Genomic DNA, 24,703 nt, shown 5'->3' on the forward strand with positions numbered 1-24,703 from the left:
CGCAGTCGGGAGGTAGACGATGCACCACAAGAAGAGACGGACCGAACACCGAAGGCCGGCAAGCTGCCTCAGCGCAGCGGCGCGGGTTTCGGAGCACCGCAAGCGATCTGGCACCGCGTCAGTCGTGAGGCGGTGCAGGTGCGTTCTCAGACCAAGGTCTTGTGCGCCCGGGCGACAGTTGACCGCCTCGGCTTCGGGGCTGCCGCCGGCCGCAGCCGGCGCGAACCGGTGCGCACCATGTTTGCCAACACGTCGGCGGCGGCAGCATCGCTCTTGGGGACCGAGATACTGCTGGGATCACGGAAACGGTTCGCCTGCAACAGATCAATCGCGAACACCGTGTACCGGGCGGCTTCCGGCGAGGTCCACCGGCGACCTGATGAAGCAGTTCTCACGTTGGAGGGGCACGACATCCCATCGGCGATTACGGATCCCCGAGCGCCAAGTGCATTTCGGCGAACTCGAAAAACTGCTGCTCAGTCGCGGCACTCGCGAACCCCTCCAACGCGATTCGGATCACACGCCAAGATCCTGAGCGACTATTACCTTCATTATCTCGCTTGATCCGCCGAAAATTCGTGTGACGCGACCATCGAGGTAGCCTCGTCCGACGATCGAAGACCGTCGATAATGATCAGGGCCGAGGATGCGTACACACGTGGCAAGCACACGTCCTTGCAACTCCGTGCAGTAGAGCTTTGCCAGCGCCGCATCGGCGCCGGTCAACATGTTCGCCTCGAGATCCTGTATCGCTTGATCTACGAGGGTCTGTCCCGCTCGAATATCAGTGGCACACGTGGCGAGCTCGAACTTCGCGCGCTGCCCGATGCGCTTTCCTGCGAGCTGGGCGACGGTTTCGCTCAGCGCTGCCACGGCGGCTGCCTGAGAGCTGACTGCAATCGACAGTCGCTCTTGCGCAAGATTGGAGGTCAGATAGGTGAATCCTTCGTTCTCCTCCCCCAGCAGGTTCGAGACAGGAACCCGCATGTCGGTAAAGGATAGTTCTGCAAGGTCTTGGGCCTTGAGCCCGAGTTTTGCAAGACTTCGCCCACACTCGTACCCAGGTGTGTCTGTCTCGACAACCAAGAGGCTGATTCCCTTACGTCCCGCACTTGGATCCGTCTTTACCGCCAGCACGACCAGGTCCGCTCCGGCGCCGTTCGAAATGAAGGTCTTGGTGCCGTTGACGATGTAGTCGTCGCCGTCACGAACAGCCTTGGTCGTCATCGACTTCATGTCCGAGCCTGCTCCTGGCTCCGACAGTGCAAGCGCAACCACGGCGTCGCCTCCGGTCAGTCGTGGCACCCACCGCGACTTCTGCTCCGCGTTGGCGAAATGCAGAAAATACGGAAGGCAGATATCCGTGTGGACACGGACACCACCTAGCGCCAGGCCCAATTTCTGCGCCTCCTCGCTCACAATCGCACTGTGCCGGAACGTGGAGCCCCTCATTCCGCCGAGCGCAGGTGGGACACCGATCCCGAGAATCCCTACCTCGGCCGCACGTTTCCAGAATTCACGTGGCGGCCGGCCGACGCGCTCCCAATCCGCATACTCCGGTGTCACCTCTTCGAGAAGGAACTTCCGGACAGTCTCGCGGAAAAGTTCGTCACCCTCGTCAAAAATGGTACGTCTCATCAGCGGAAGTCTTTCCAGTGTCCGTGAGGCGTCCAGCCCAGAGCGAACGGCAGATCAATGCGACAGATCGGACCCTTGGTAATATCGTGCGTGTCGAAAATCTGGTATTCGCCACGCTTTTCAGCCCACCAGCTGACGGGAACGATCAAGTAACCGTCGCCCTCGGGTGATGTTGGTGTGCGCGGCGCGAAAGTCGACTCGAGCACAGCGGCCGGCTGGTCCGTCCGGATGACATACTCCTGATCAGACAGCGTCTTCATATCCGTCACAACGAGGCTGTTCATCGACATCCCTCCACGTTTGACGACACCACCGACCTGAAAACCCCAGCGGTATCCCTTTCCGTAGAACCGTTCGTCGACCTTCGGCAACTCGGAGGGCCGATCGGAGAGCTGTTCGGACTTCGCGGCACCCGTGGCGAGGTCGATCGTCCAGCGACCCAGGTGACTCTTGGCGATGCTGAAGAAGAGAGTGACGTCGTCCCCGTTGGTGAAGTCCTGCTCGAATGGGAATGGGGGGCGATTGAAGATTGGACCATCGAGTGTGAGTTTGTTGTCCTCGACGTTGGCCGACAGGGTGTGCATGATGTACTGCGGCGGTATGTCCGTGGTGATCCAGCGTATTTCACCGTTGATGTCGTGGCGAGGGATGAGCGCGATCACGATCGGCAGCGCTTCGTCCCATCCCCAGATTCCCAATTTTCGCTCGGTGACCTTCTTCTCATCAAGCGTGAACGGCTGAAACGGCATTACCACCCACTCCGGCGTCAACCAGATGTCGTGCGCCACAGTGTTATAGGGAGCGTCCCACAGGTCGCGTGATTCGACGACTCCGTCCGGATGAATGATGTGGATCGTGACGAACGGCGCTTCGTCGCGGTAATTCCATCCGTACAGGATCCCGGTTTCGTGGTCCCACTTGGGGTGAGCAGCGAGGTCGGCATCACCATATGCGGTGGGTGCGTGAAGGCCGGTCGACAGCTTCGGCGACCACGAAACGATCCCATTGGTCTCCAGCGTTATGGGGTCGATCGAGATGGGGGGGCCTCCCTGCTCACCGGCCGCAACAAGCCCGTCGGCGAAGGGGAAGATATTGATGTTGTTCGTCCCCTGAGGGACACCGCAATTATATTTGTCGCGCTTCACGTCGCCGTACGCACTGTCGCGCCAGTCCCCGAATCCCCCGTCCGACCACTCGAACATTCCGCGCCGATGATGCTCTTCCAGGAGGTACTTGGGTGTACGGATCCACCGGTTCCGGAAGTCCGCGCGGCCATTTTCAAGCACCAACCCTTGAACCATTCCATCCATACCCAGCAGAGGGTTTGTCCCCTGTCGCGTCGGGCGCTTCCACGTAGGCCCTGTGCGGTAGAAGCCGCCTGCAAGTTCCTTCGGAATTTCGCCGTGACTGACGATGCATTCCTCAACCGTCGCTTCGAACCGCATCGGTTGGAAAGGACCCTTCATAGAGTTGCCCTGTGGAAGTGAATATCCCATGTGATCGATCCTCCTGGACGTTAACCGAATGACTCGAGCATCGACATAGCTCGTGGTCCTAACGCTACCGGAAGTGAACCATGAAGTAAACGAGCGTTATCAGAATTGAATCGTGGAGCCCTCCCCGGAATCGGACTGAGAATTCAGGTTCCGACGTTCGGCGAGCCGGTGCGTGCCTCCACCAAGTTCACGAAGGAGGATCGCTGGCCAATACGGTCGGGGTATCGCCGATTCTGGCACTCACGAACAGTTCATTACGCGGCGCCATCACATCCCCGAGCGAAGGCCAGACGCCGCTGGCGCACTCGAACAAGGGATTTCAATATCAACACATGCCTTGCCGGCGTCCACTCGCCGGCGTCGTGGCAGGCACCCACATGCACCTGCCGTGTACCGATCCCCGACAACGGCGTCGTCAGATTTCGCGATCTACACAGCCATGATGGGCCATGGATCCTCGAGAACGTCAACGCGATCGCCCCTGGGGGTTGCACACGAAATCCCGGACCCGAACAGAAGCCTCGTACCACACTGGTTCAATTGATGCTTTGGGATTGTGGTCTGCAACCATGATTTCTCGCCACACGGAATCGGGATCGCTCGCTTCTCCCTTGTTCACGTCCAGCTTTGTTCGCCTGATCCCGAGGACACACCTCGCCTCCAAACGCTCACGACCGAGCTGTGCGGTATCGAATTCCGAACGCAGGCAGAATCTTAGCCGGGTCGGCTCGATTCGCCGGGGTCATGTATTCGAAACCCGCTGACCAAACGCCCGCAGGTTCTCATGCGCTCACATTGCTAATTTTCCGGGTGGAGATCACGGAGGCGGCGCCGGAGTAGCTTACCTGTCGGAGAGTAGGGCAATTCCTCATGAAATTCGAGTGAAGCAAGCTTCTTCACTGAGCCGAGCTCCCGAGATGTCAGCTCTATCAATTCATCCCGGGTCACCGTCGCGTTACTGCGAAGAACAACGACAGCATGTGGGGATTCACCCCACTTCTCGCTGGGTATACCGAATACGCAGGCGTCACGAACGTCGTCGTGCGCCCGAAGGACTTTCTCGACCTCCGCCGGCCAGATGTTGAAGCCTCCGGAAATGATCAGGTCCTCGCTGCGGTCTACCAGAAAAAGGTAGCCATCTTCGTCGAGGTAACCGATATCGCGGGTGAAGACCTTACCGTCGTCCGTGCGACGAGCTTTCGTCATCTCAGGCTCTTCCCAGAACTATTTGAAGGCTCCGGGTGTCTGAACAAGTACCTCGCCTGGCTCGCCGCTGGGAACTTCGTTGCCGTCGGAATCGACAATCCAAATCTTGGCTCCCGGAACAGCACGTCCAACCGACATCAAGCGCTTCTGTTCCCTCGGTGTGCCGTTGGGCAGATGCTCACGCTGTTTGAGGACCGAGATCGGCGCGGCTTCACTTTGGGCGTACAGCCCGAACAACACAGGACCCAAGGTCCTCAAGGCGTGGCGCAGTTCCTTCTCGGTGATGGGGGCTCCCGCATACAGAACGCAACGCAGACTGCTGAGATCCTTGGACTCGACGTCCGGATGTGTTGCGAGCCGATTCCATGAGAGGTACCGCTGTGGTGACAGTTACGCGCTCCTCCTCTATGAGCCGCAGAATGGAGCCTGCCTCGAACTCGTCGATCATTACGGTACGTCCGCCGTACTCGAGGTTCGGCCAGAATGCACTCACGGCGACGTGAGTCAGCGGTCCGACAGCGAGATACGTGTCGGGTTCGTCAGGGGGTGTCATCGCTTGCCACAGCTCGTTGCAGAGATCGTAGAAGGCCCCGACTGTGTGAAGAACTGCCTTGGGCGTCCCGGTCGTACCGGCTGAAAACCGAAGGACATGGGGGTCCGAACGATCAAGCACCACTGCCGGATCGGAAGTAGAAGCTGCAGCGAGCAGATCCTCGTACTGCAAACACTGGCTCGGCACCAGCTCTCCGCCATAAACAATGATGTGCTCGATGGATGGCATATCTGATGTGAGCGGCAAGAGTAGATCCAGCCAGCTCTGATGAACCAGGAGCACGCGTGCGCCTATGCGTCGCACGATGTCGGCATTCGATGCTGCAGGCATGTGCGTGTACAGCGATGAACGTACAAAGCCCCCAAGCGCGAGTCCGGCGATATGCTCAGCCATCTCGACTCCGTTAGGCCCGACGGCCGCTACATGATCGCCCTTCTTGATACCCAGTTCGGCCAACCCATTCGCCAAACGACATGACCGCTCGAACAGTTGCCCGTAGGTGAGGCTACGGGCACCATGGCTAAAGGCGACGCGATCCGGGAAGGCACGATTTGCCGAGACCAGTATCTCGCGCATATCCAACGTATTCACCATCCTTCGAGACACCACTGCCTCTCTGCGAAATTTGTTACTTGTGCTCGAGGACGATCTTCCCGTCGACAACCCGCGCTCCGTCGAGCAAACCTCGCAGCGAGGGGTAGCGCCCGTACAGATTGGAGTACGCAGTTTGGTATTCCTCTACGAGCCCCCAATTGAGCGGGAAATTCTCCGAATAGTTCCAACTATTCTTGATCTTCTTGTCTCGCAACGTCTCTACTGCCACCCCTTGCGTATGGATCGGCCAATCGTAGGAACCCTGCTGCTCGAACCTGACCCTGACGTCGCTACCGAGCGACAGCGTTACTTCCTGCATCGATCCGCGCTCGGTACGCTCCACGTCGATTCGAGCGTCAGCACGTGCATGGCTGACCCCGTCTCGGTAGTGATGCGCCGCAGCGAACCCCGAGCCAGGCTGGCCACGCCATGCGAAACCACCCTCGAGTTCGCCGTCTTCGTACTCGATCAGCCAATTCATCCAGTAGTTGTGAATCTTGCGGGTGAACATTGTCTCCCCGAAAGTCAGGTCAGGTCGGCTGTAGATCAAATCGATCATGAACAGTCCTTCGACTGGGTCGTCGCCAATCCTCCCGACGGCTTTGCCCATGGTTGACCGTTCCATCGTCGGATGCTCGTAACCGTCTTGTTGTGGCACCGAATACGTGACGGTCTGGCCCAGGCGCTGTGCATCCAATTGGACGTTGTCGCCTGCATCCGACCAGGTGAATTCGTTCACTCCGAGCGCGAACCGGAAACTGTTGCCTTCATAGACGACAGCGTCACCGTCTTGGTGTGTTCGAAAGTCCTCGACCGCCGGGAAGTCCTTGAACGAATACACGAGTTTGCCGGGTGAGTCGAGGTCTCCGGTCACCTCGTAGGCGCCGAAGTTCATCGACTCGTTCTTGCCCGGAATCTGGCACGCTCGCATCACGTTGTACGACTTCCCTGATTTACCAGTCAGATTCGCCCAAAGACAAACCAGCACGACACCCAGATCCTCACGGGGATTGTGGTCGAGTCGAAATCCTTCCGTGGTGGGTTCTTCCGTATATACCGAGTAACGCATCGAGGCTCCTTGAACTAGAGGCAACTGGCTGAGTGAACGTTATGTTGCATTAACGAGAGACAGCCGGTGAGCTGTTATTCTGATTTCATTCTCGCCGGCCAGGCATTCATCTATTTCAGGAAAGTTCGGCGATCAGCGCATAAATATGGATGCTTCCCTCGGCGTAGCAATCCCCTGACATGTGCGACTCGAGAATCTTCGCATGCGCCCTCCATATGCGGCCAAAGCCACCTCGTCAAATCTTACAAACCGGACGACCGAAAGGGCATGCGACTATTCTGGAGCCACCCAGAAGACCTGAGCGACAGCATTTATGGGAGAATTGCGTGTATCTCACGATTCAGCCGCCCCCGCCCGCGGGATGACATAGACGCCTCTCTCCCCCGGCATTTCGCCGTCGCCGCCAAGGCAATTCTCTACCGTCACTTCGAACTGAATCGACCAAAACGGGCGCGCACGAAGCTACCTTGCGGACGGAGTGTCCCGTTTATTTGATCGCCCCTCCTGGGTGTTGATCACTTTCCTGAGTATCGCCGATGCCTGTGTTCGTCACGATAGCGGATCACAGCAACAATGTAAACGATCGTTATCAACGACCGAAGGCAACAGGTCGCATGCGGTTTCGGTGAGCTACCCTCACCCGCAGGATGCACCCGGCCACGCAAGCCCGTCGTCCTTTCGAGCCGCCCGAAGCCAGCCGGACGCGACTGCATCCAATCGGCGCCAAAGGGGATAACCAAGGGTTTGCAAAGAAAAGTGATTGACGTCTCATCATCGAAGACTTACTATTGAGACACCGAGGCTCACAAATAGTAAAGCTGTGCTCCCTCGCGTGTGGCGACAACTTTTTGCGCCCCTTCGATGGAGAGCCTCGCCGTCTCGTGGAGACACCACATCATGATTGCCGAAGAGGAGTACCGATGCCGGAGCTAGTAGACCAGTCGCTCGACCTGACGACCAAGCCCCCGCTTTCGTCGCAGACGGTAGCGGAAGCGTTTCAGAGGATCGTCGCTCAGAAGCCTGATCGCATTGCGCTGCGAACCAAGGGTGACGGGGTTCGATTTACCTGGGCGCAGATGGGCGCGCGGGTCGAACGTATCGCAGCCGGTCTGGCGAGTCTTAATGTCGGACATGGCAGTACGGTGGCGCTGCTGTTACCCAACAGCCCTGAATGCCACATTGTCGACTACGCGGCACTTCACCTCGGCGCAGTTCCGTTCGCTATCTACAACAGCTCGTCAGCCGAGCAAATTGTGGACCAGCTTCGAACTGCCGACGCGGAGATCATCGTCACCCAGCAGGATTTTCTTCCCAAGGTTCTCCATGTCGTTGCACAGAGCGGCAGGCTGATCCGACATGTCGTGGTGGTCGACGGCGAGAGTGACGATCAGCTCGGTACGATCACCCTCGCACAAGTCGAGGCAAAGGGATCTCCCGATTTCGACTTCGAAGCAATATGGCGCGCGATACAGCCGAACGACCTGGTAACCCTGATCTTCACTTCGGGAACAACCGGTTCACCGAAGGCGGCTGCATGGTCTCACCACTCGGTAATGGAGGGTCAGCGTGCGCTCGACGCCGGCATTCCGGTCACCACCGAGTCGGTGGTGTCGTTTCTTCCGCTTGCACACGCCGGTGGCCGCGCAACAGTCCATTACATGGCATTGGGGTACGGTTCGACCATCACTGCTTGCCCTGACATCTCGCAAGCCGCCGCACACTTTGCCGATGCGCGACCGGACGCACTGCTTTCGGTGCCGCGCGTGTTCGAAAAGTTGCAGGTCGGGATCGAGGGCTTGATCGAGGCGCTCCCCGACGAAGACCAGAAGAACACCATCAAGAAGACTATCGAGGTTGGCATGCGCATTGCGCGGGCGTCCGATACTGCCTCCGGCGAGTGTGTGCCCGAGTCCGAACTCGCCACTCTGACGGAAGCCCATCGCGATGGTCTTCCCGCACTCGCACCCGTACTCGACCGCCTCGGGTTGAGCAGGTTGAAATCCGCCATCGTCGGGGGTGCACCCGCAGCGCCGGAACTCGCCCAGTTCTTCCGCGCCATCGGAATTCCGTTCATCGAGGCCTACGGCTCGAGTGAAGCGTCACTGTGCATATTCAATGCGGTGGACGCGTACAAGACCGGCAGCGCCGGAAGGCCGTTGCCTGGTGCGGAAGTGTCATTGGGCGAAGACGGTGAACTTCTCATCAGATCCCCGTTCAATTTCGTCGGTTACCTCAAGCGGCCCGAAGAAACAGCAGCAACTCTCGACTCGGATGGATGGCTCCACTCCGGCGACATCGCCGTCATCGATGAACTCGGTTATGTCACTATCGTTGATCGGAAGAAAGAGATCATGATCAACACTGCCGGCAAGAACATGTCACCGGCGAACATCGAATCGGCAATCCGCGGTGAGTCATCGGTGATCGGCCAGGTCGTGGCAGTCGGCGACGGATTCAAATACGTCACCGCGCTGATAGCCCTCGATCCCGAAGCTGCACAGGCCTGCGCCCAGCGCCACGGTATCGACGCGGCCACTCCGGAGGAACTCTCGAAATGCTCGGCAGTCTTGAATGAAGTCGCCCTCGCCGTCGACCGGGGGAATGCCCGGCTCTCCCGCGTGGAACAGGTGAAGAAGTACGTAGTACTTCCGAACGCATGGGCTCCGGACAGTACTGAACTGACACCGACCGGCAAACTCAAGCGCCGCCCCATTCTCGGGAAGTACGCCGAGGAGATTGCACACTTGTACGCCAACTGACGCCTACGAGAATTCGTACGCCCGGACCATGAAATGTGGTCCGGGCGCACGTGTTTCATCCAAACGGAAGCCTTCTTTCGCGCAAGGACGGACTTCCGAGCGCCAGGAGAGACCCGTGTCTTGACGAGCAAATCGCAGACACCCTATTATTGAGACATAACGGCTCATAAAAGCGTCTCATTCATCCGACGCTGCACCACCACCGGCCAAGACCTGACGTCCGGAAGTCCGCCTGCCATCTGGGCGAAGCGAGAGGAATCGACCCCATGACCGATACCAACACGACAGTGAACGAGCCCGTGGACATCGTCGCTTCAGCGACCGACCCCGAAGATCTCGAGGACGCCCTCACCGAGGCAAACATCCCGACATTACTCATGGTGCTCGTTCATCTCACGGGAGACCAACGTTGGCTGTTACCGCCATATGCTCCGCAGCACGCACGTGGGCTCGATGACAACGACTCGGGAGGTCTCCCCGATCACGTTCAGGCTGAGGTCCGCGATGCAGCACTCGAAGCGGTGATCCGCTACAACGCGGGGGGCCTGACGCCGATCACGCCTTCGCCCGACGAGGTAGCCAGGATGCTGGGTGTGGCTCTGGCAGAGGATGTTCCGTCGAACTACGGCGAACTTTTGTCCGAAGAACTAGGAGTCATCAGTAGAGATGTCGAGATGGACGCTGTTCCGCCGGCTACTCAATTCGAGGTTCTCGTCATTGGATCCGGTCTGTCCGGAATTTGTGCCGCGATCAAACTCAAAGCCGCTGGGATTGCGTTCACAGTCATCGAGAAGAACGACGACATCGGAGGAACCTGGCTCGAGAACACTTATCCAGGCGTCGGTGTCGACACACCGAGCCACCTCTACTCGTTCTCCTTCGCCAAGAACTCTGAATGGACACGCTACTTCGCACGCGGCGGCGAGGTGTTCCGATATCTCGATCAACTGGCACAGCAACATGATTTGCACGATCACATTCGATTCGGCACCGAGGTGCTGCGGGCAGATTTCGACGAATCCACTGGCCGGTGGAACGTCCAGATCCGGAACGCTGACGGCACGGAGAACACGATCTCGGCGAACGCCGTGATCTCCGCGGTCGGTATGGTGAACCGCCCGTCGATTCCGTCGATCCGCGGATTGGGCGATTTCGCTGGCCCGGTCATGCACACTGCGCAATGGCTCTCTGACACCGACGTGCGCGACAAACGAATCGGAGTGATCGGCACCGGCGCCAGTGCAATGCAGTTGGTGCCCAATGTCGTCGATGAAGCCGACCGGGTCCTCATCTTTCAGCGCTCCAAGCAATGGGCGGTTCCTCATCCCAACTACCAGCGGGAAGTTTCCTCGAAGGTGCGTGCGCTGTTCGAACAAATTCCCTTCTATCTGGCGTGGTACCGCCTGCGATCGTTCTGGAACTTCAGCGATCGGCTTCACTCTTCGATTCAGATCGATCCGAACTGGCCGCACCCCGACAGGTCGATCAACGCAATCAACGAGCGACACCGGATCTTCCTGACGGAATACATCAAGACCCAGCTCGGCGATCGAACCGATCTCGTCGACGCATGTATCCCCGATTATCCCCCGTATGGCAAGCGGCCCCTCATCGACAACGGTTGGTACCGGACAGTGTGCCGCGACGACGTCGACCTGATCACCGAAGGCGTCGACGAGGTCACGGCAACCGGAATCATCACCTCCTCAGGTGAGCAGTACCCCGTCGACATGATCGTGCTGGCAACCGGCTTCAAAACACTGCAGATGTTGTACCCCATGGATATTCGCGGTCGTTCAGGCAAGACCCTGCGTGGCCAGACCTGGGGAACGGACGATGCTCGGGCATATCTTGGAATCACTGTTCCCGACTACCCGAATTTCTTTATCATCAACGGGCCCAACACCAACGCCGGCCACGGTGGCAGTGCCATTCACAGCACCGAGTTCCAGGTCCGGTACATCATGGCGGCCCTCAAACACATGTTTGCGCACAACCTGAAGACCGTGGAGCCGAGGGACAGCACTTACAAGGCGTATAACGAAGAACTCGACGAGGCACTCTCGCAGTCCGTGTGGTCTCATCCCGGAATGACCACGTACTACCGAAATGACGCGGGTCGCATTGTCGTAAGCAGCCCATGGCGATACGTCGACTATTGGGCGCGGACCGTCGAGTTCGAGCCGAAGGACTACGCCTGCGAATCAACCGGTTAATCCAACTGCCGTCAATGTCACCACGAACTCACATGAACCGCGAAGAGGCTGCTATGCAAACGAATACATCATCGGAGGAGCTCGTTGTCACCGAGCAACGAAGCGACGGCGTGACCGTGATTCAGTTGAATCGACCCGATGTGCTCAACGCCCTGTCGCCAGAAATGATGAGTGCCCTGATCGAGAAGCTCGACAACATCAGTAGCGACGGTCGGACCCGCGTCGCGGTGATCTCGGGTCACGATCGCGCCTTCGTAGCAGGGGCCGACATCAAGTCGATGCAGCATCGACCTATTCACGATGTCCTGACCTCACACACTGCACAGTTCTGGTTTCGTCTCGCTGCGATCGAAGTGCCCTTGATTGCAGCCGTTTCCGGGCCCGCCTTCGGCGGAGGTTGTGAACTAGCCTTGGCATGCGACATGATCGTGGCCTCCGACACTGCGCAGTTTTCTCAGGCCGAAATCAAGGTCGGCATCATGCCCGGAGGCGGTGGAACGCAACGGCTGGCCCGAACGATCGGCAAGCAGCGAGCCATGGAAATGGTTTTGACGGGCGAGCCCGTTTCGGCATTCCAAGCGCGAGAGTTCGGCTTCGTCAACCGAGTGGTCGAGAAGAACTGTTGGCGTGACGAGGCCATCGCTCTAGCCACGAAAGTGGCATCGGGACCACCACTTGCACTCCGACTTGCCAAGAAAGCGGTCCAGGGTGCGGAAGAGACCGCCATGACCGCTGGGATGTCGCTCGAGCGACGCCTCTTCGAAGTTTCGTTTGCCACCGACGACCGCGTCGAGGGCATGACCTCATTCATCGAGCGGCGCAAGCCTGTGTGGCTCGGTCGCTGAGCCGGGCGTACTCGTCACCACAGTTCACTTACAGGACAAGAGGGATATGTCATGCCGTCAACTGAAACCTCGCTGGTAGTTCGGCGTCTCAGCGACCACGTCCGAGAAATCGCTTTGATACGTCCGGCCCTGTTCAATCGGGTCGATGCCGCATTGCACCGTGACCTCACGTCTGCTCTCCATGAGATTGCGCGAGACCCAGAAGCACGCGCAGTGGTGTTGTCGTCCGAGGGAAAGGCGTTCTCTGCCGGCGGAGATTTCGATCTCATGGAGGCGGCACACACGAATGCTTCCGTGCGAAGTGAGATCGTCGAGGACGGACGCCGTCTGATGTCGGCCTTCTTCGATCTTCCTCAGCCGATCATCGCAGCGGTTCAGGGCCCTGCAATCGGTCTGGGCGCAACGATCGCGCTCGCTTGCGACGCCGTCGTGGCTGCCGAGAGCGCCTACCTCGCCGACACGCATGTCCAGCTGGGTTTGGCGGCAGGCGACGGTGGATGTCTGGTCTGGCCCGCTGCCGCTGGGATGCTCCGCGCTCGTCGCCATCTCCTGACTGGGGACCCTTTGAATGCGCCGGTTGCATTCCAGTTGGGGCTGGTAACCGACCTGGTCGAGAACCCGGACGAAGCCAGGCCGGTTGCTATTACACTGGCCCAGAGAATTGCAGAATTGGCGCCACTTGCCGTCCAGGCAACCAAGAAGTCGCTCAATCAGGTCACCAGAACGCGAGCGAACGAAGTCCTCGATCTGTCCCTCTCCTATGAGGAGCGGACTCTGGCCTCCAACGATTTGATGGAGGGCGTCTCGGCGTTCCGAGACCGTCGCGCCCCGAAGTTCACGGGCACCTAACAAGAGACAGCATCAACTGGCAACGCGCCCAACAGATTACGACAGCTAGGGCGCTTCCATACGAACCCCTCAACTCACGGGTAACCGGGCGGTGAGTCCTTCCGAGTACCCTTCACCCTAAGCCGAAAGGATCCATCATGCCGACCATCGGCGGCACCGTCATCCGCAATGCCAACCGGGTACCGGATCGAGAGGCCCTCGTTTCCGGTGTTCGCCGGTGGACTTGGCGTGAACTCGATGCGGAGATCGCCCGAGTCGCGGGCAGGCTCCATGAGTTTGGCCTCGCCAAGGGGGATCGCTTTGCGCTTCTCTCATCCAACTCACCCGAGTTTGTCATCGCCTCACATGCGGCGTCGCGCCTCGGCGCAATTGTCGTCCCGATCAACACCCGACTAGCACCCCCAGAACTCGCGCACATCATCTCGGATTCCGGTAGTTCACTACTTGCCTTCGGATCGCAGGAGACCGCGCTGGCCGAGAGCGTGAGATCCCGAGAGCCGTCGATGTGCGAATTGCCCACTCTGGTGGCGCTCGGATCGAGCGCCAAGCATCCCAATCTTTTCGAAGAGACCTCAGCTGAGCCAATTCGCGAAGACCATGCGGTTGAATCAGACAACGCTTTCATCCTCTATACCTCCGGCACGACGGGCAATCCCAAGGGCGCGCTGTTCGACCATCACCGCGCAGTCTGGGCGGCCATGGCACAGATCGTTTCGCTCGGGTTGCGCGATGGTGATCGCTATCTCCACCTCACGCCGATGTACCACTCGGGTGGCACCACCTTTATGAATGTGACGACCCTCCTCGGCGGCACCCATCTACTCATTCCCGCCTTCGATCCGGAATCAGTGCTCGATATGATCGAGCAAGAGAAGGCCACGTGGCTCTTCGGGGTTCCGACGATGTATCAGTTCCTCCTCAAACTGCCCGATCTCGCGCGTCGCGACCTCAACTCCTGGCGTATAGGTGTTTTCGGAGCGGCACCCATGCCCGCATCCGCCGTCAGCGACCTACTCGCCGCCTTGCCCCACGTCGATTTCTTCCAGCAGTGCGGTCAGACAGAGGCCGGACCGACTGGCATCTACTCCACGATGCCGCAAGTTCTTGCCCGCCCAGATTCGTCCGGGCACATTGCTCAACCCTTCATGGAAGCGCGCGTGGTCGACAGATCAGGCATCGACACACCACCCGGCGAAGTCGGCGAACTCCTCTTCCGCGGCGAGGCAGTCATGAAGGAATATTGGAACCGCCCCGAGGCTACGGCGGAAACGATCCGCGACAGTTGGCTCCACACCGGTGACCTCATGCACGTCACCGCCGACGGAGCCATGAGATTGGTCGACCGACTGAAAGACGTCGTCATCTCCGGCGGTCGCAACATCTATTCCGCCGAGGTCGAACAAGCCATCGCCCAGCATCCGAGCGTGGCTGATGTGGCGGTCATCGGCCGACCCCATCCAGAGTGGGGGGCCACCGTGATTGCCGTAGTGAATCTTCACAGCGGAGCGACGTTCTCCCTGGACTCACTCCGTGAGCATTGCCGACCACTGATCGCCGACTACAAGATCCCCCGCGATCTCGTTCTCGGCGCGGTGCCACGGAATGCCACCGGGAAAGTCCAGAAGCACCTGCTCCGTACCGACACGTCGACCTGACCCATACGGCACCCGCAGGGCCGCCCAGCGACTCCCCTGCCCATGAGGTCGCCACGGAACTGGCCGAGACCGCCGCTTTGGCAAGACGAGAGTCGCACGTGCTCGATGTTTCAAAAGTCGGACTCGGATCGACAACAATCTGCAATTGATGCTGGGGTTTACTCCGATCGCGTGGGAACGGGATTCCTGTGTGCTTTCGGAGTTGTACGAATAGACATGACGGTGCCCGCGGAGTGAACTCCGCGGGCACCGTCAGTGTTTCGGTTGGGTCCGGCTGGGTCTCAATATCGTGCCATCGGCGAAATCACTTGGTAAATTTCGGTGTTCGAACCACCCGAGGCGAGAAGGAATCCAGCATCTGCGAACGCTTGTGCAATTGGGTACTCCCGCATATACCCGTAGCCACCGTGCAGTTGAAGTCCCAAATCGACCGAATCCTGGTGAAGGCCGGCAGCGAGCCGAAGCAGTGCTGAGGCGTCCGCATTCGAGGGCACGCTAGCCTGACGCTGCCTGATAGCCGCGAAGACTGCCGCTCGCACGGCACTGTACCGCGACGAAACGGCGTCGAGCCTGAACCGAGTGTTCTCGAAGGTCGACAGCCTTTCTCCGAAGACCTTCCGTTCCTGCACATAGGTAACCGTGCGGTCGAACGCAGCGTGGGCCCCCGCGAGATGCACCACCGCGAGCCAAAGATCACCATCCGCTGCGATCTCCGACCCGGCGTCACCCGCAACAAGGTTGCTCTGGGACATTCGATGACCGAAGACAACGTCGGCCAGGGCCGCGTCCTCGAGGCCGAGCGACCCGACGACGGGTTCGACCGAAAATGCGGCACCAGGATTGTCGCCGTGGTCGGAAGGCTCGATGTCCGCGACTAGAGTCGTGTTCCGGCCGTCCTCAGTGATGACTGTCAAGAGCAGATCGGCGACTGCGCCGCCGATCACGCTACCGACCGCGCCCGTAACCACCGCGTCGCCATCCGGACTACGTGACACCTGCAGGCAGGATCCATCGACCGGCATGATCAACTTCTCACCAGCGGCAAGCGCGGGAAGCCATTCGGCTTTCTGCTCCGCGCTCGCGTGGGCAGTGATAAACGGGATGCATACGTTGGAATGCCACGCAAGAGTGACCGCGAACCCGGTGCAGCCCACACGCATGGCCTCCTGAACGAGAACCGCACCGAATCGTGGATCGGTCACTCCGCCGCCGCCGTACTCCTCGGGCGCACAGATCCCGAGGAATCCGAACTCCCCGGCCGCGCGATACACCGACCGGGGAATCGCTCCCGACTCCCGCCATTTGTTGTAGTCCGGAAGAACGGTCTTCTCCAGAAAGCGGCCGAAGCTCTCACGGAACGCCTCATGTTCGTTGTCAAAGGCAACCGGATCAAGCGACATCAGAATCAATCCCTCTCTGGTTGGCGACGCGGCTACGCGTCCTGCCACTGCGGTGAACGTTTCTCGACGAAGGCTTGGGCGCCTTCTCGCGCATCCCGCGACGCGCGAACTGGATCTGTGTACTCACGTTGCCGTGTGAACCCCTCCTCGGACGGCCATTGAGCAGATTCGACGACTACCCGTTTCGCCGCTCGCACAGCCATCGGCGCGTTGGCTGCGATAACGGAGGCCAGTTCCAACGCCGCGTCGAGGGCAGTGCCCTCAGGAACGACTCGATTGACCAAACCCAGGTCTCGAGCGATGCCCGCGCTGATCGCCTCGCCCGTCAGCACTAATTCGAGCGCGATCGCTCGGGGAATTCGCTGGGGAAGCCTCAGTACGCCGCCGGCTGTCGCGACGAGGCCCCGCTTGACCTCCGGGAGCCCGAAACGGGCAGTCTCGGAGGCCACGATCAAGTCGGCTGCGAGTGCGATCTCGAGCCCACCGCCGAGGGCATGCCCCTCGACCGCCGCGATGAGCGGCTTGTTCGGTGGCTTCTCCACGATCCCGAATGCCCCTCGCCGCTTGGTGATGGGGCGGTCTCCAGTCGCATTGAGAGCCTTGAGATCCATTCCCGCACTGAAGTAACCGTTTGCGCCGGTCAGTACGATCGCGCGGATACTCGTCTGAGTTTCACAGGTGTCAAATGCAAGGGAGATCGATTCGGCAGTGGGCAAGTCGATCGCATTACGCACGGACGGCCGGTTGATCGTGATGATGGCAATCGGCCCTTCGACGCGAAGGCTCACGCTCTCGTCAGCGGTTCCCAGACGTTCGCTCTCCGTCATCGGGGAGCCATTCTGATCGCGCCATCGAGCCGGATCGTTTCACCGTTGAGCATTCCGTTGTCGATGATGGAGAGAGCAAGCTTTGCGTACTCGGACGGATCTCCCAGACGGCTCGGATGCGGAACCGTCGCGGCCAGAGAACCGCGGACCTCTTCGGACAGGCGAGAGAGCAGCGGGGTGTCGAAGGTGCCAGGGGCGATGGTGCACACGCGGATTCCCTTGCTGGCAAGGTCGCGGGCGGCGACGATGGTCATACCGACAATCCCTGCTTTCGAGGAGGCATAAGGGATTTGGCCGATCTGTCCCTCAAAGGCGGCAACCGAGGCAGTGAGGATCGCAACACCTCGATCGCCGTCGAGAGAGGTATTGCGCGCCATCCTCGCTGCGGCCAATCGCAACATGTTGAAGCTGCCGATCAGATTGATTCCGATTATTTCCGAATACAGCTCGAGCGATCCGGGCTCGCCATCCCTGCCGACGAGCCGAATCGGGCCTCCCCTTCCGGCACAGTGGACCACGGCTCGTAATGGCCCGCCCTCCTCTGCCTTGTCGTAGACAGCTGACATATCTGCCTCAGATCGAACGTCTGCCGCCACGAAATGTGCTCGATCACCGAGCTTTTCGGCGACGGCCTCACCCTCGGAGGTCACAAGATCTGCGATCACGACGGAGCTGGCGCCTTGATCGAGTAGCCGTTGCGCAGTAGCAAGCCCAAGTCCCGATGCGCCTCCGGTAACGACTGCAGATATTCCGTTGATTTCCATGCTGGAGGTTCTCCTATGTTCTTACGATTGATTACTCTCAGAGTCGCTCGATGATCGTTGCGTTCGCCATGCCGCCCGCTTCGCACATCGTCTGCAGACCGAACCGCCCACCGGTTTCCTCGAGTGCGTACAGCATGGTGGTCATCAGACGGGCACCGGAGGCTCCGAGCGGATGGCCGAGAGCGATCGCACCGCCTCGCGGGTTGAGTCTCTCAATGGGTGCATCGAAGTGCTTACGCCACGCCAGAGGTACTGACGCAAACGCTTCGTTGACCTCGTAGTGATCGATTTCATCGATCGCCAATCCCGATTTCTCGAGGATCTTCTCCGTGGCCGGGATGGGCCCGGTCAACATCGAAATCGGATCATCGCCGGCCAAGGCGAAGGAATGGAATCGAGCCCGAGGAGTGAGACCGAGCGCTTTTGCCTTCTCCTCGCTCATGATCAAAAGCGCAGAGGCACCGTCTGAGAGCTGGGAGGAGTTACCCGCTGTCACCGACCAATCGATCTCCGGGAAGCGCTCCGACATCTCGTCCGTCCGGAACGACGGCTCGAGCCCTGCCAGTTTTGCTGCAGTTGTTCCCGGGCGCACCGTCTCGTCGGCGTCGACAACGCGCGGCCCGCCACCATCCGAATCGGAGGGAACAGTGATGGGGGTGATCTCGGCCGTGAAGTCCGACTGCGCCGCGAGTTCATGTGAGCGCGCTGAATATTCGTCCAGATCTGCTCGACTCAAAGCGAACCGCGATGCGATCAGTTCGGCTGACACACCCTGCGCAATCAATCCAGGCGCATATCGTTCCGCCACCGAAGGCCCGAAGGGGTCCTGCCCGATACGTGCTGTCAGCATCGGAATCCGACTCATGGACTCGATGCCTGACGCGACCACGATGTCGTTCGCGCCTGCCATGATGGTCTGGGCGGCAAAGTCGGCTGCCTGCTGGCTCGAACCGCAGGCACGGTGAATTGTCGTGCTGGGAACATGTTCGGGTAGCCCGGCTGCGAGCCATGACCATCGGCCGATCGGTCCCGACTGCTCTCCTACCTGACTGACGCAGCCGGTGATGACATCGTCCACCAGTCCAGGGTCCAGATTGTTACGTTGGAACAGTTGCGCTAAAACCTGACCGAGAAGCTCGACGGGGTGCACGCTCGACAGCGCACCACCTGGGCGATCGCCCTTTGCCGCACGACCTTTGGCCATTGGTGACCGGACAGCGTCGACGATGACGGCACTCCGCATGTTTCACTCCTAAAATTCAGGTAGTCCCTGACTGTCTCCAGAACACGATCCGGAGAATCTGGACGTGGGCACGAAAGGCAGGTCCTTATTTTTGAGCCTTGCCGTCTCAAAGGTAGTGCCGGCGGACCACACTGTCAACGATCGTTTACGCAAGTGCGCAAACGACAACACCGATGTCGACACCAACCGCCACCCAGCGCCACGCCCTGCCCCCTCGAATGAACCAACGAAGCGACACCGTCAACGGCAACCCCAGACTTGACGCCACCAACCTTGCCAGCGAGGGCATTCGCGTCGCCTTGCGGGAACAGCCGCGTTATCATCCAGTCGTCGTAAATCAAGTCTCTTATGGCACAATCCTTCTCAAGGTTCAGAGCGCATTGCCGTAGCGGTTGCCACACGCTCACCCATTGCCTGCCTCATGGAAATCGCAATGCATGCTTCTGCGCGAACTGCGAAGAGAGCATGCAGACCACTCCAACGAGCAAACAGAGCATCGACAAAAAGAGGAAACGTACGTTAACATCGATCCACGGTAGAGACAGATCCCAATATTGCGTGGCAGGTCTCAACACAGGTTGCGCTGTGTGCACCGATCAAACCGTGGCGTCCAAACGATGGGGACAACAAACTAGAAAGGAGAAACAATGTCTGCGATTGAGGTCGTAACGAATTACTTCGAGTGGATGGACGGCGCGGTCAGCGGCGATTCAGAACTTGCAGAAAAGCGGACCGCTCTGGTCTCCCCTGACATCAAGTATCAGAACGTACCCTTGCGACCGATCAACGGTTTGGCCGAGTACAACGAGTTCGCGATGTCATTTGTGGGTACCGAATTCATGCGCGGCCAGATTACACACATCGCACAAGAGGGCGAATGGGTACTGATGGAGCGGAATGAGGAGTGGCGTCTCAACGGGGTGACTGTTGGTGGCATGATCATGGGCATCATGCGCGTTGTCGACGGCCAGATCGTCGAGTGGACCGACTACCAAGCTAACTTCTCAACTTGGCGATTCAGCGGCCAGATGCCTGAAGCGTTTTGGGCACGATGGGAGTTCGCTCCCGCCGAACTCTGATCCTTTTGGGTTCAGGCGATTCCGATGAATACTCGATGTTCATACCTTTGGCGAGGTAATGCAGATTACTGGAGCGCTCACCGAGAAAGTTGCTGCCCCAGCATCCTCACCCCTTCGAGTCTGCGCTCACTCGTTCACGACTGCAACGGCAAACCCGTCCCATCCCTTCGAACCCACGGTTTGAATGGCGGTACCGTCGAGTCGCGGTTCGGCCGCGATCATCTCGAGGACGGCACGACTGGCCTTGACTCGCTCGTCGTCGATGTCCGGATTCGAGACGTGTCCCCCACGCACGACGTTGTCGACGACGATGACGGTTCCCGGGTGGGACAGCGCTAGGGCCCATCGGACGTATTCGCTGTTGTTTTCCTTGTCCGCGTCGATGAACACCAGGTCGAAGGGACCGAGTTCTTCCTTCGCGATCAACGGCAGGCTGTCAAGGGCAGCGCCGACGCGGATGTCGACCCGATCGGCGAGTTCGGCGCGTTCGATGTTGGCGCGCGCCACCTCGGCGTGTGCCGGCTCGAATTCGAGACTGATGACGCGTCCCGACGGTCCGACGGCGCGGGCCAACCAGATGGTGCTGTACCCGCCGAGGGTTCCGATTTCGAGAACGTTGCGCGCCAAGCACATTCGAGCAAACAGATGTAGCAACTTGCCTTGGTTCGGCGCTACGTCGATAGGCGGCAGGCCGGCCGCGGTGTTGGCGGCGAGTGCCGCATCGAGGACCGGATCTTCACCTACCAACGTGGAGACAAGGTAACCGTCGACTTCTGCCCAATCCGGTTCGCGTTCCATAGGAACGATTGTGGCAGAAAAGAAGGGCCGCCGCAGACACCTCGAACGGTGTCTGCGGCGGCCCGCACATCTTCTCGGATCAGCCGCGAACTGCGGCGATGATTTCCTCGATTGCCGAATCGGCGTCGATTTCGCGGCTTTCGCCGGTGAAGCGGTCGCGGATTTCGACCTTACCGTCGGCCCAACCACGGCCGACGACAACGATCAGCGGAACACCGATCAGCTCGGAGTCCTTGAACTTCACGCCAGGCGACGCCTTGCGGTCGTCGAGAATCACTTCGAGTCCGGCACGGTCGAGTTGCGCCGCGAGGCCTTCGGCGCCTTCGCGCGCGGTCTCGTCCTTGTTCGCGATGACGAGGTAGACATCGGCCGGTGAGACCTCGGCGGGCCAACGCAGGCCCTTCTCGTCGTGGTGCTGCTCGGCGATGACGGCCACGAGGCGCGAGACGCCGACGCCGTACGAACCCATGGTCGGGCGAACCGGCTTGCCGTTCTCGGCGAGGACGTCGACGTTGAACACATCGGTGTACTTGCGGCCGAGCTGGAAGACGTGACCGATTTCGATACCGCGGGCCGAGACCAGCGTGCCGGCTCCGTCGGGAGATGCGTCGCCGTCGCGAACCTCGGCGGCTTCGATGGTTCCGTCGGGTGTGAAGTCGCGCCCGGCAACAAGGCCGACAACGTGCTTGCCGTCTTCGTCGGCGCCGGTGATCCAGCTGGTGCCATCCACGACGCGCGGATCAACGAGATAACGAACACCGTTGGCCTGCAGTGCCTTCGGGCCGATGTAGCCCTTAGCCAGGAACGGGTTGTTCTTGAAGTCGGTCTCGGTGATCATCACGAACTCGGCGGGCTCGAGCGAAGCTTCGAGGCGCTTTTCGTCGACCTCACGGTCGCCGGGGATGCCGATGCCGAGAAGTTCCCATTCGCCGCCGGGCAGGCGGGTCTTGACCATGATGTTCTTGAGGGTGTCGGCAGCGGTGATCGTGCGGCCGAGGTCGGCACCATTCGCCCAGTCCACCAGGGTGTCGATGGTGGGGGTGTTCGCGGTGTCGTAGACCTTGGCCTCAGGCAGACCGTCGAACGGAATAGCCTCGGGCACAACCGTCTTGACGGCCTCGACATTTGCGGCGTAACCGGATTCGAGGCAGCGCACGTAGGTGTCTTCGCCGATCTCACTCTCGGCGAGGAACTCCTCGGATGCGCTGCCGCCCATCGCGCCCGACGTAGCCGAGACGATGACGTACTTGACGCCCAACCGCGTGAAGATCTTCTCGTACGCGTCGCGGTGCGCTTGGTACGACACCGTCAGACCCTCGTCGGTGAGGTCGAAGGAGTACGAGTCCTTCATGACGAACTCGCGGCCACGCAGAATGCCGGCGCGCGGACGCTCTTCGTCGCGGTACTTGGTCTGTACCTGGTACAGAGTGACCGGGAAATCCTTGTAGGAGTTGTACTCACCCTTGACCGTCAGAGCAAAGAGCTCCTCGTGGGTCGGGCCGAGCATGTAGTCGTTGCCCTTGCGGTCCTTGAGGCGGAACAGTCCGGCGCCGTATTCGGTCCACCGGTTGGATGCCTCGTAGGGTTCACGCGGCAGCAATGCGGGGAGCAGGATTTCCTGGCCGCCCATGGCATTCATCTCTTCGCGGACAACGCGCTCGACCTCGCGCAGCACCCGCAATCCCAGTGGCAACCACGAGTAGACGCCTGGAGCGATTCGGCGCACGTAGCCGGCGCGAACCAGCAGTTTGTGGCTCGCAACTTCGGCGTCCGAGGGATCGTCACGCAGGGTACGCAGGAACAGGTGGGACAGACGGGTAATCACGAGGTACAAGGATAGTCGGCGCTGTACCGTCCGCAGGCGTCGGTACGGTATCAGGGTGCTTGTATTGCTGCCTCCCTCAGAAACCAAGTCCGACGGCGGCAAGGACGCGCCCCTCGATCTGGCTGAACTGTCGATGCCCCAGTTGACCGAAACGCGCGAATTGCTGGTGCAGACGCTCGTCGATCTAGCCGCCGATGTCGACGCCTCGTGCCAGGCGCTGGGGCTCGGACCGACCCAGGCGGACGAGGTGGAACGCAACGCGAAACTGTGGGTCTCGGCAACCCGCCCCGCGCTGCAGCGCTACACCGGTGTGCTGTTCGACGCCCTTGACGCGAAGTCGTTCACGCGCGCTCAGAAGGCCAAGGCACTGGATCGAATCGCTATCGGTTCTGCCCTGTTCGGTGCCGTCCGCGCAGGTGATCTGATTCCCGCCTACCGCCTCTCCGGCGGGTCCAAGCTGCCGGGGATGGGGACGCTGCGCTCGCTGTGGAAGCCGGAGCTGCCGAAGGCCTTGGCCGCCGAAGCCGACGGACTTGTCATCGATCTACGATCCGGCACCTACCAAGACCTCGGACCTGTTCCGGACGCCTTGATCGCAACGGTCCTCACCGAGAAGCCGGACGGCAGTCGCACCGTGGTCAGTCACTTCAACAAGCATCACAAGGGTCTGCTCGCGCGCGCCCTGGTGGTCTCGCGCGCCGAACCCAGCGACATCAAGGGAGTTGCCCGAGTCGCATCGAAGGCGGGCCTGCGCGTGGAAATCGCATCGGACCGCGAATTGATCATCCTGACGGATTGATGACTTCACCAGCCGATCAACCCTGCACCGCAAAGTCAGCTGGACGGTTTGTGCACAGCACTTCTGAAGACGGAATGTCGGAGGACGACTGCGCGTACGAAGACGATCCGATCGGACCGCGATAGTAGGGTGCCGATCGGGACGACCCGGAAGTGTGGGTGTCGAAGGAGGCGCCATGATCGCGGAGTTGAACAGACTGGTCGAACTCGTCGAGGATCGTCTGAACGACGACCTCGATGTGGCTTCATTGGCGACTGAGCTCGGCACGACGGAATACCACCTCCGGCGGATGTTCTCGTCCCTGGCAGGCATGCCGCTGTCGGAGTACATCCGGCGTCGCCGCATGTCGGTCGCAGCGGCAGACGTTCTCGGAAACGGGAACCTGCTGAGCATCGCGGTCCGCTACGGCTACGGGTCGACCGAAGCCTTCGGCCGAGCATTCCGATCCGTGCACGGCGTCAGCCCCGGCGACGTCAAGCGAGATGGCGGCCCCCTTCGAACGCAACCGCAGCTCAGGTTCCGCCTGACCGTAGAAGGGAACATCACCATGGATACCCGCATCACCGATCGACCGGCGCTCCGCCTCGTCGGCCACGCCACGCGCGTGCCCCTCATCCACGAGGGCGTCAACCCCCACATCCAAGCCCACATCGCTTCTCTGCCGACTGCAGAGCACGCCCGCCTCAAAGCGCTGGGCAACACCGAACCGGCCGGCCTGCTCCAAGTGAGCGCCGACGTCGACCCGGATTACACCGAGGGAAGCGAGTTGACCTACCTGCACGGCGTCGCCGTCACCGACACGACGCCGGTGCCCGACGATCTCGACACGATCGAGGTTCCCGCCGGTAGGTGGGCGGTGTTCCGCACCGAGGGCGAGTATCCGGCTGCGTTGCAGGCGACCTGGGCAGCGACCGCGACGGACTGGTTTCCGTCGAACCCGTGGCGACTCCGGCCGGGTCCGTCGATCGTCGCAGTTCTCGACCGCGCCGATGATTTCAGTACGGCCACGTGCGAGCTGTGGTTCCCGGTGGAACGCGCGTGATCAAGCGGCCCGCCGGCAGTGAGGTGCTGGCGGGCCCGAATTTCAC

At 60.2% G+C, this 24,703-nt stretch carries 21 protein-coding genes; 8 read left to right on the top strand and 13 right to left on the bottom strand.

Features of this window, described 5'->3' with window-relative positions; genetic code table 11:
• Window positions 1-146: 146 nt before the first annotated feature.
• The 7 genes from EEB13_RS18865 to EEB13_RS18895 form a co-directional block, all read right to left on the bottom strand.
• Window positions 147-395, bottom strand: a complete 249-nt coding sequence (locus tag EEB13_RS18865) for an IS110 family transposase (protein WP_141486035.1) — start codon at window positions 393-395, stop codon at window positions 147-149.
• 121 nt (window positions 396-516) lie between these two features.
• Entirely contained in the window at window positions 517-1,638 is a 1,122-nt protein-coding gene (locus EEB13_RS18870) for an acyl-CoA dehydrogenase family protein (RefSeq protein WP_141486036.1), read from the bottom strand.
• Window positions 1,638-3,104, bottom strand: a complete 1,467-nt coding sequence (locus EEB13_RS18875) for a carotenoid oxygenase family protein (protein ID WP_261984592.1) — start codon at window positions 3,102-3,104, stop codon at window positions 1,638-1,640. Before EEB13_RS18875 ends, EEB13_RS18870 begins: the two co-directional genes overlap by 1 nt.
• Window positions 3,105-3,932: 828 nt before the next feature.
• Window positions 3,933-4,340: a class I adenylate-forming enzyme family protein gene (locus EEB13_RS18880; protein WP_141486037.1), complete on the bottom strand. Its 408-nt coding sequence runs from the start codon at window positions 4,338-4,340 to the stop codon at window positions 3,933-3,935.
• 18 nt (window positions 4,341-4,358) lie between these two features.
• The gene (locus EEB13_RS32075) at window positions 4,359-4,580 is read right to left on the bottom strand and encodes an AMP-binding protein (RefSeq protein ID WP_410055769.1); all 222 of its coding nucleotides are present in this window, start codon (window positions 4,578-4,580) and stop codon (window positions 4,359-4,361) included.
• Window positions 4,552-5,484 carry an AMP-binding protein gene (locus EEB13_RS18890; RefSeq protein WP_222839810.1) on the bottom strand — a complete coding sequence of 311 codons (933 nt, stop codon included), beginning with the start codon at window positions 5,482-5,484 and terminating at the stop codon, window positions 4,552-4,554. The genes EEB13_RS32075 and EEB13_RS18890 overlap by 29 nt, the downstream gene beginning before the upstream one ends.
• A gap of 37 nt (window positions 5,485-5,521) precedes the next feature.
• Window positions 5,522-6,556, bottom strand: a complete 1,035-nt coding sequence (locus tag EEB13_RS18895) for a hypothetical protein (protein ID WP_141486040.1) — start codon at window positions 6,554-6,556, stop codon at window positions 5,522-5,524.
• Between the two features lie 920 nt (window positions 6,557-7,476).
• On the opposite strand from EEB13_RS18895, the gene EEB13_RS18900 reads away from it, so the two are divergent.
• The 5 genes from EEB13_RS18900 (at window position 7,477) to EEB13_RS18920 (ending at window position 14,880) form a co-directional block, all read left to right on the top strand.
• Window positions 7,477-9,315 (top strand): AMP-dependent synthetase/ligase, encoded by a 1,839-nt coding sequence (locus tag EEB13_RS18900; protein ID WP_141486041.1) that lies wholly within the window; start codon window positions 7,477-7,479, stop codon window positions 9,313-9,315.
• Between the two features lie 266 nt (window positions 9,316-9,581).
• Window positions 9,582-11,531, top strand: a complete 1,950-nt coding sequence (locus tag EEB13_RS18905) for a flavin-containing monooxygenase (protein ID WP_141486042.1) — start codon at window positions 9,582-9,584, stop codon at window positions 11,529-11,531.
• Window positions 11,532-11,584: 53 nt separating this feature from the next.
• Complete coding sequence (locus tag EEB13_RS18910) at window positions 11,585-12,376, top strand: enoyl-CoA hydratase/isomerase family protein (RefSeq protein ID WP_099697947.1); 792 nt, start codon at window positions 11,585-11,587, stop codon at window positions 12,374-12,376.
• Window positions 12,377-12,427: 51 nt separating this feature from the next.
• Window positions 12,428-13,225, top strand: coding sequence for an enoyl-CoA hydratase/isomerase family protein (locus EEB13_RS18915; protein ID WP_141486043.1), 798 nt, complete (start codon window positions 12,428-12,430; stop codon window positions 13,223-13,225).
• Window positions 13,226-13,362: 137 nt separating this feature from the next.
• On the top strand, window positions 13,363-14,880 hold the full coding sequence (locus EEB13_RS18920) for a class I adenylate-forming enzyme family protein (protein WP_141486044.1): 1,518 nt from the start codon (window positions 13,363-13,365) through the stop codon (window positions 14,878-14,880).
• Between the two features lie 281 nt (window positions 14,881-15,161).
• Here the strand turns inward: EEB13_RS18920 and EEB13_RS18925 are convergent, their stop codons facing one another.
• Genes EEB13_RS18925 through EEB13_RS18940 form a run of 4 tightly spaced genes read right to left on the bottom strand, consistent with a single transcriptional unit; the run spans window position 15,162 to window position 19,114 of the window.
• Window positions 15,162-16,280 (bottom strand): acyl-CoA dehydrogenase family protein, encoded by a 1,119-nt coding sequence (locus tag EEB13_RS18925; protein WP_141486045.1) that lies wholly within the window; start codon window positions 16,278-16,280, stop codon window positions 15,162-15,164.
• Window positions 16,281-16,312: 32 nt separating this feature from the next.
• On the bottom strand, window positions 16,313-17,107 hold the full coding sequence (locus tag EEB13_RS18930; RefSeq protein ID WP_141486046.1) for a crotonase/enoyl-CoA hydratase family protein: 795 nt from the start codon (window positions 17,105-17,107) through the stop codon (window positions 16,313-16,315).
• Window positions 17,104-17,871: an SDR family NAD(P)-dependent oxidoreductase gene (locus tag EEB13_RS18935; RefSeq protein ID WP_141486047.1), complete on the bottom strand. Its 768-nt coding sequence runs from the start codon at window positions 17,869-17,871 to the stop codon at window positions 17,104-17,106. The genes EEB13_RS18930 and EEB13_RS18935 overlap by 4 nt, the downstream gene beginning before the upstream one ends.
• Window positions 17,872-17,908: 37 nt before the next feature.
• The gene (locus EEB13_RS18940) at window positions 17,909-19,114 is read right to left on the bottom strand and encodes a thiolase family protein (protein ID WP_141486048.1); all 1,206 of its coding nucleotides are present in this window, start codon (window positions 19,112-19,114) and stop codon (window positions 17,909-17,911) included.
• Between the two features lie 647 nt (window positions 19,115-19,761).
• Here EEB13_RS18940 and EEB13_RS18945 point away from each other — a divergent pair.
• Complete coding sequence (locus tag EEB13_RS18945; RefSeq protein ID WP_141486049.1) at window positions 19,762-20,193, top strand: limonene-1,2-epoxide hydrolase family protein; 432 nt, start codon at window positions 19,762-19,764, stop codon at window positions 20,191-20,193.
• A gap of 126 nt (window positions 20,194-20,319) precedes the next feature.
• On the opposite strand, the gene EEB13_RS18950 is transcribed toward EEB13_RS18945, so the two are convergent.
• Both EEB13_RS18950 and EEB13_RS18955 read right to left on the bottom strand, forming a co-directional pair.
• Window positions 20,320-20,991, bottom strand: a complete 672-nt coding sequence (locus EEB13_RS18950) for an O-methyltransferase (RefSeq protein WP_033234922.1) — start codon at window positions 20,989-20,991, stop codon at window positions 20,320-20,322.
• A gap of 79 nt (window positions 20,992-21,070) precedes the next feature.
• A complete protein-coding gene (locus EEB13_RS18955) occupies window positions 21,071-22,816 on the bottom strand; it encodes a proline--tRNA ligase (protein WP_141486050.1) in 1,746 nt (581 codons plus the stop codon).
• A 55-nt stretch (window positions 22,817-22,871) separates the two neighbouring features.
• On the opposite strand from EEB13_RS18955, the gene yaaA reads away from it, so the two are divergent.
• Complete coding sequence (gene yaaA / locus EEB13_RS18960) at window positions 22,872-23,615, top strand: peroxide stress protein YaaA (protein WP_045067279.1); 744 nt, start codon at window positions 22,872-22,874, stop codon at window positions 23,613-23,615.
• Between the two features lie 175 nt (window positions 23,616-23,790).
• On the top strand, window positions 23,791-24,657 hold the full coding sequence (locus EEB13_RS18965) for an AraC family transcriptional regulator (RefSeq protein ID WP_045067943.1): 867 nt from the start codon (window positions 23,791-23,793) through the stop codon (window positions 24,655-24,657).
• Window positions 24,658-24,703 lie beyond the last annotated feature (46 nt).

The sequence above is a fragment of the Rhodococcus sp. WS3 genome, from assembly GCF_003797085.1.
GTDB classification, from domain to species: domain Bacteria; phylum Actinomycetota; class Actinomycetes; order Mycobacteriales; family Mycobacteriaceae; genus Rhodococcus_F; species Rhodococcus_F globerula.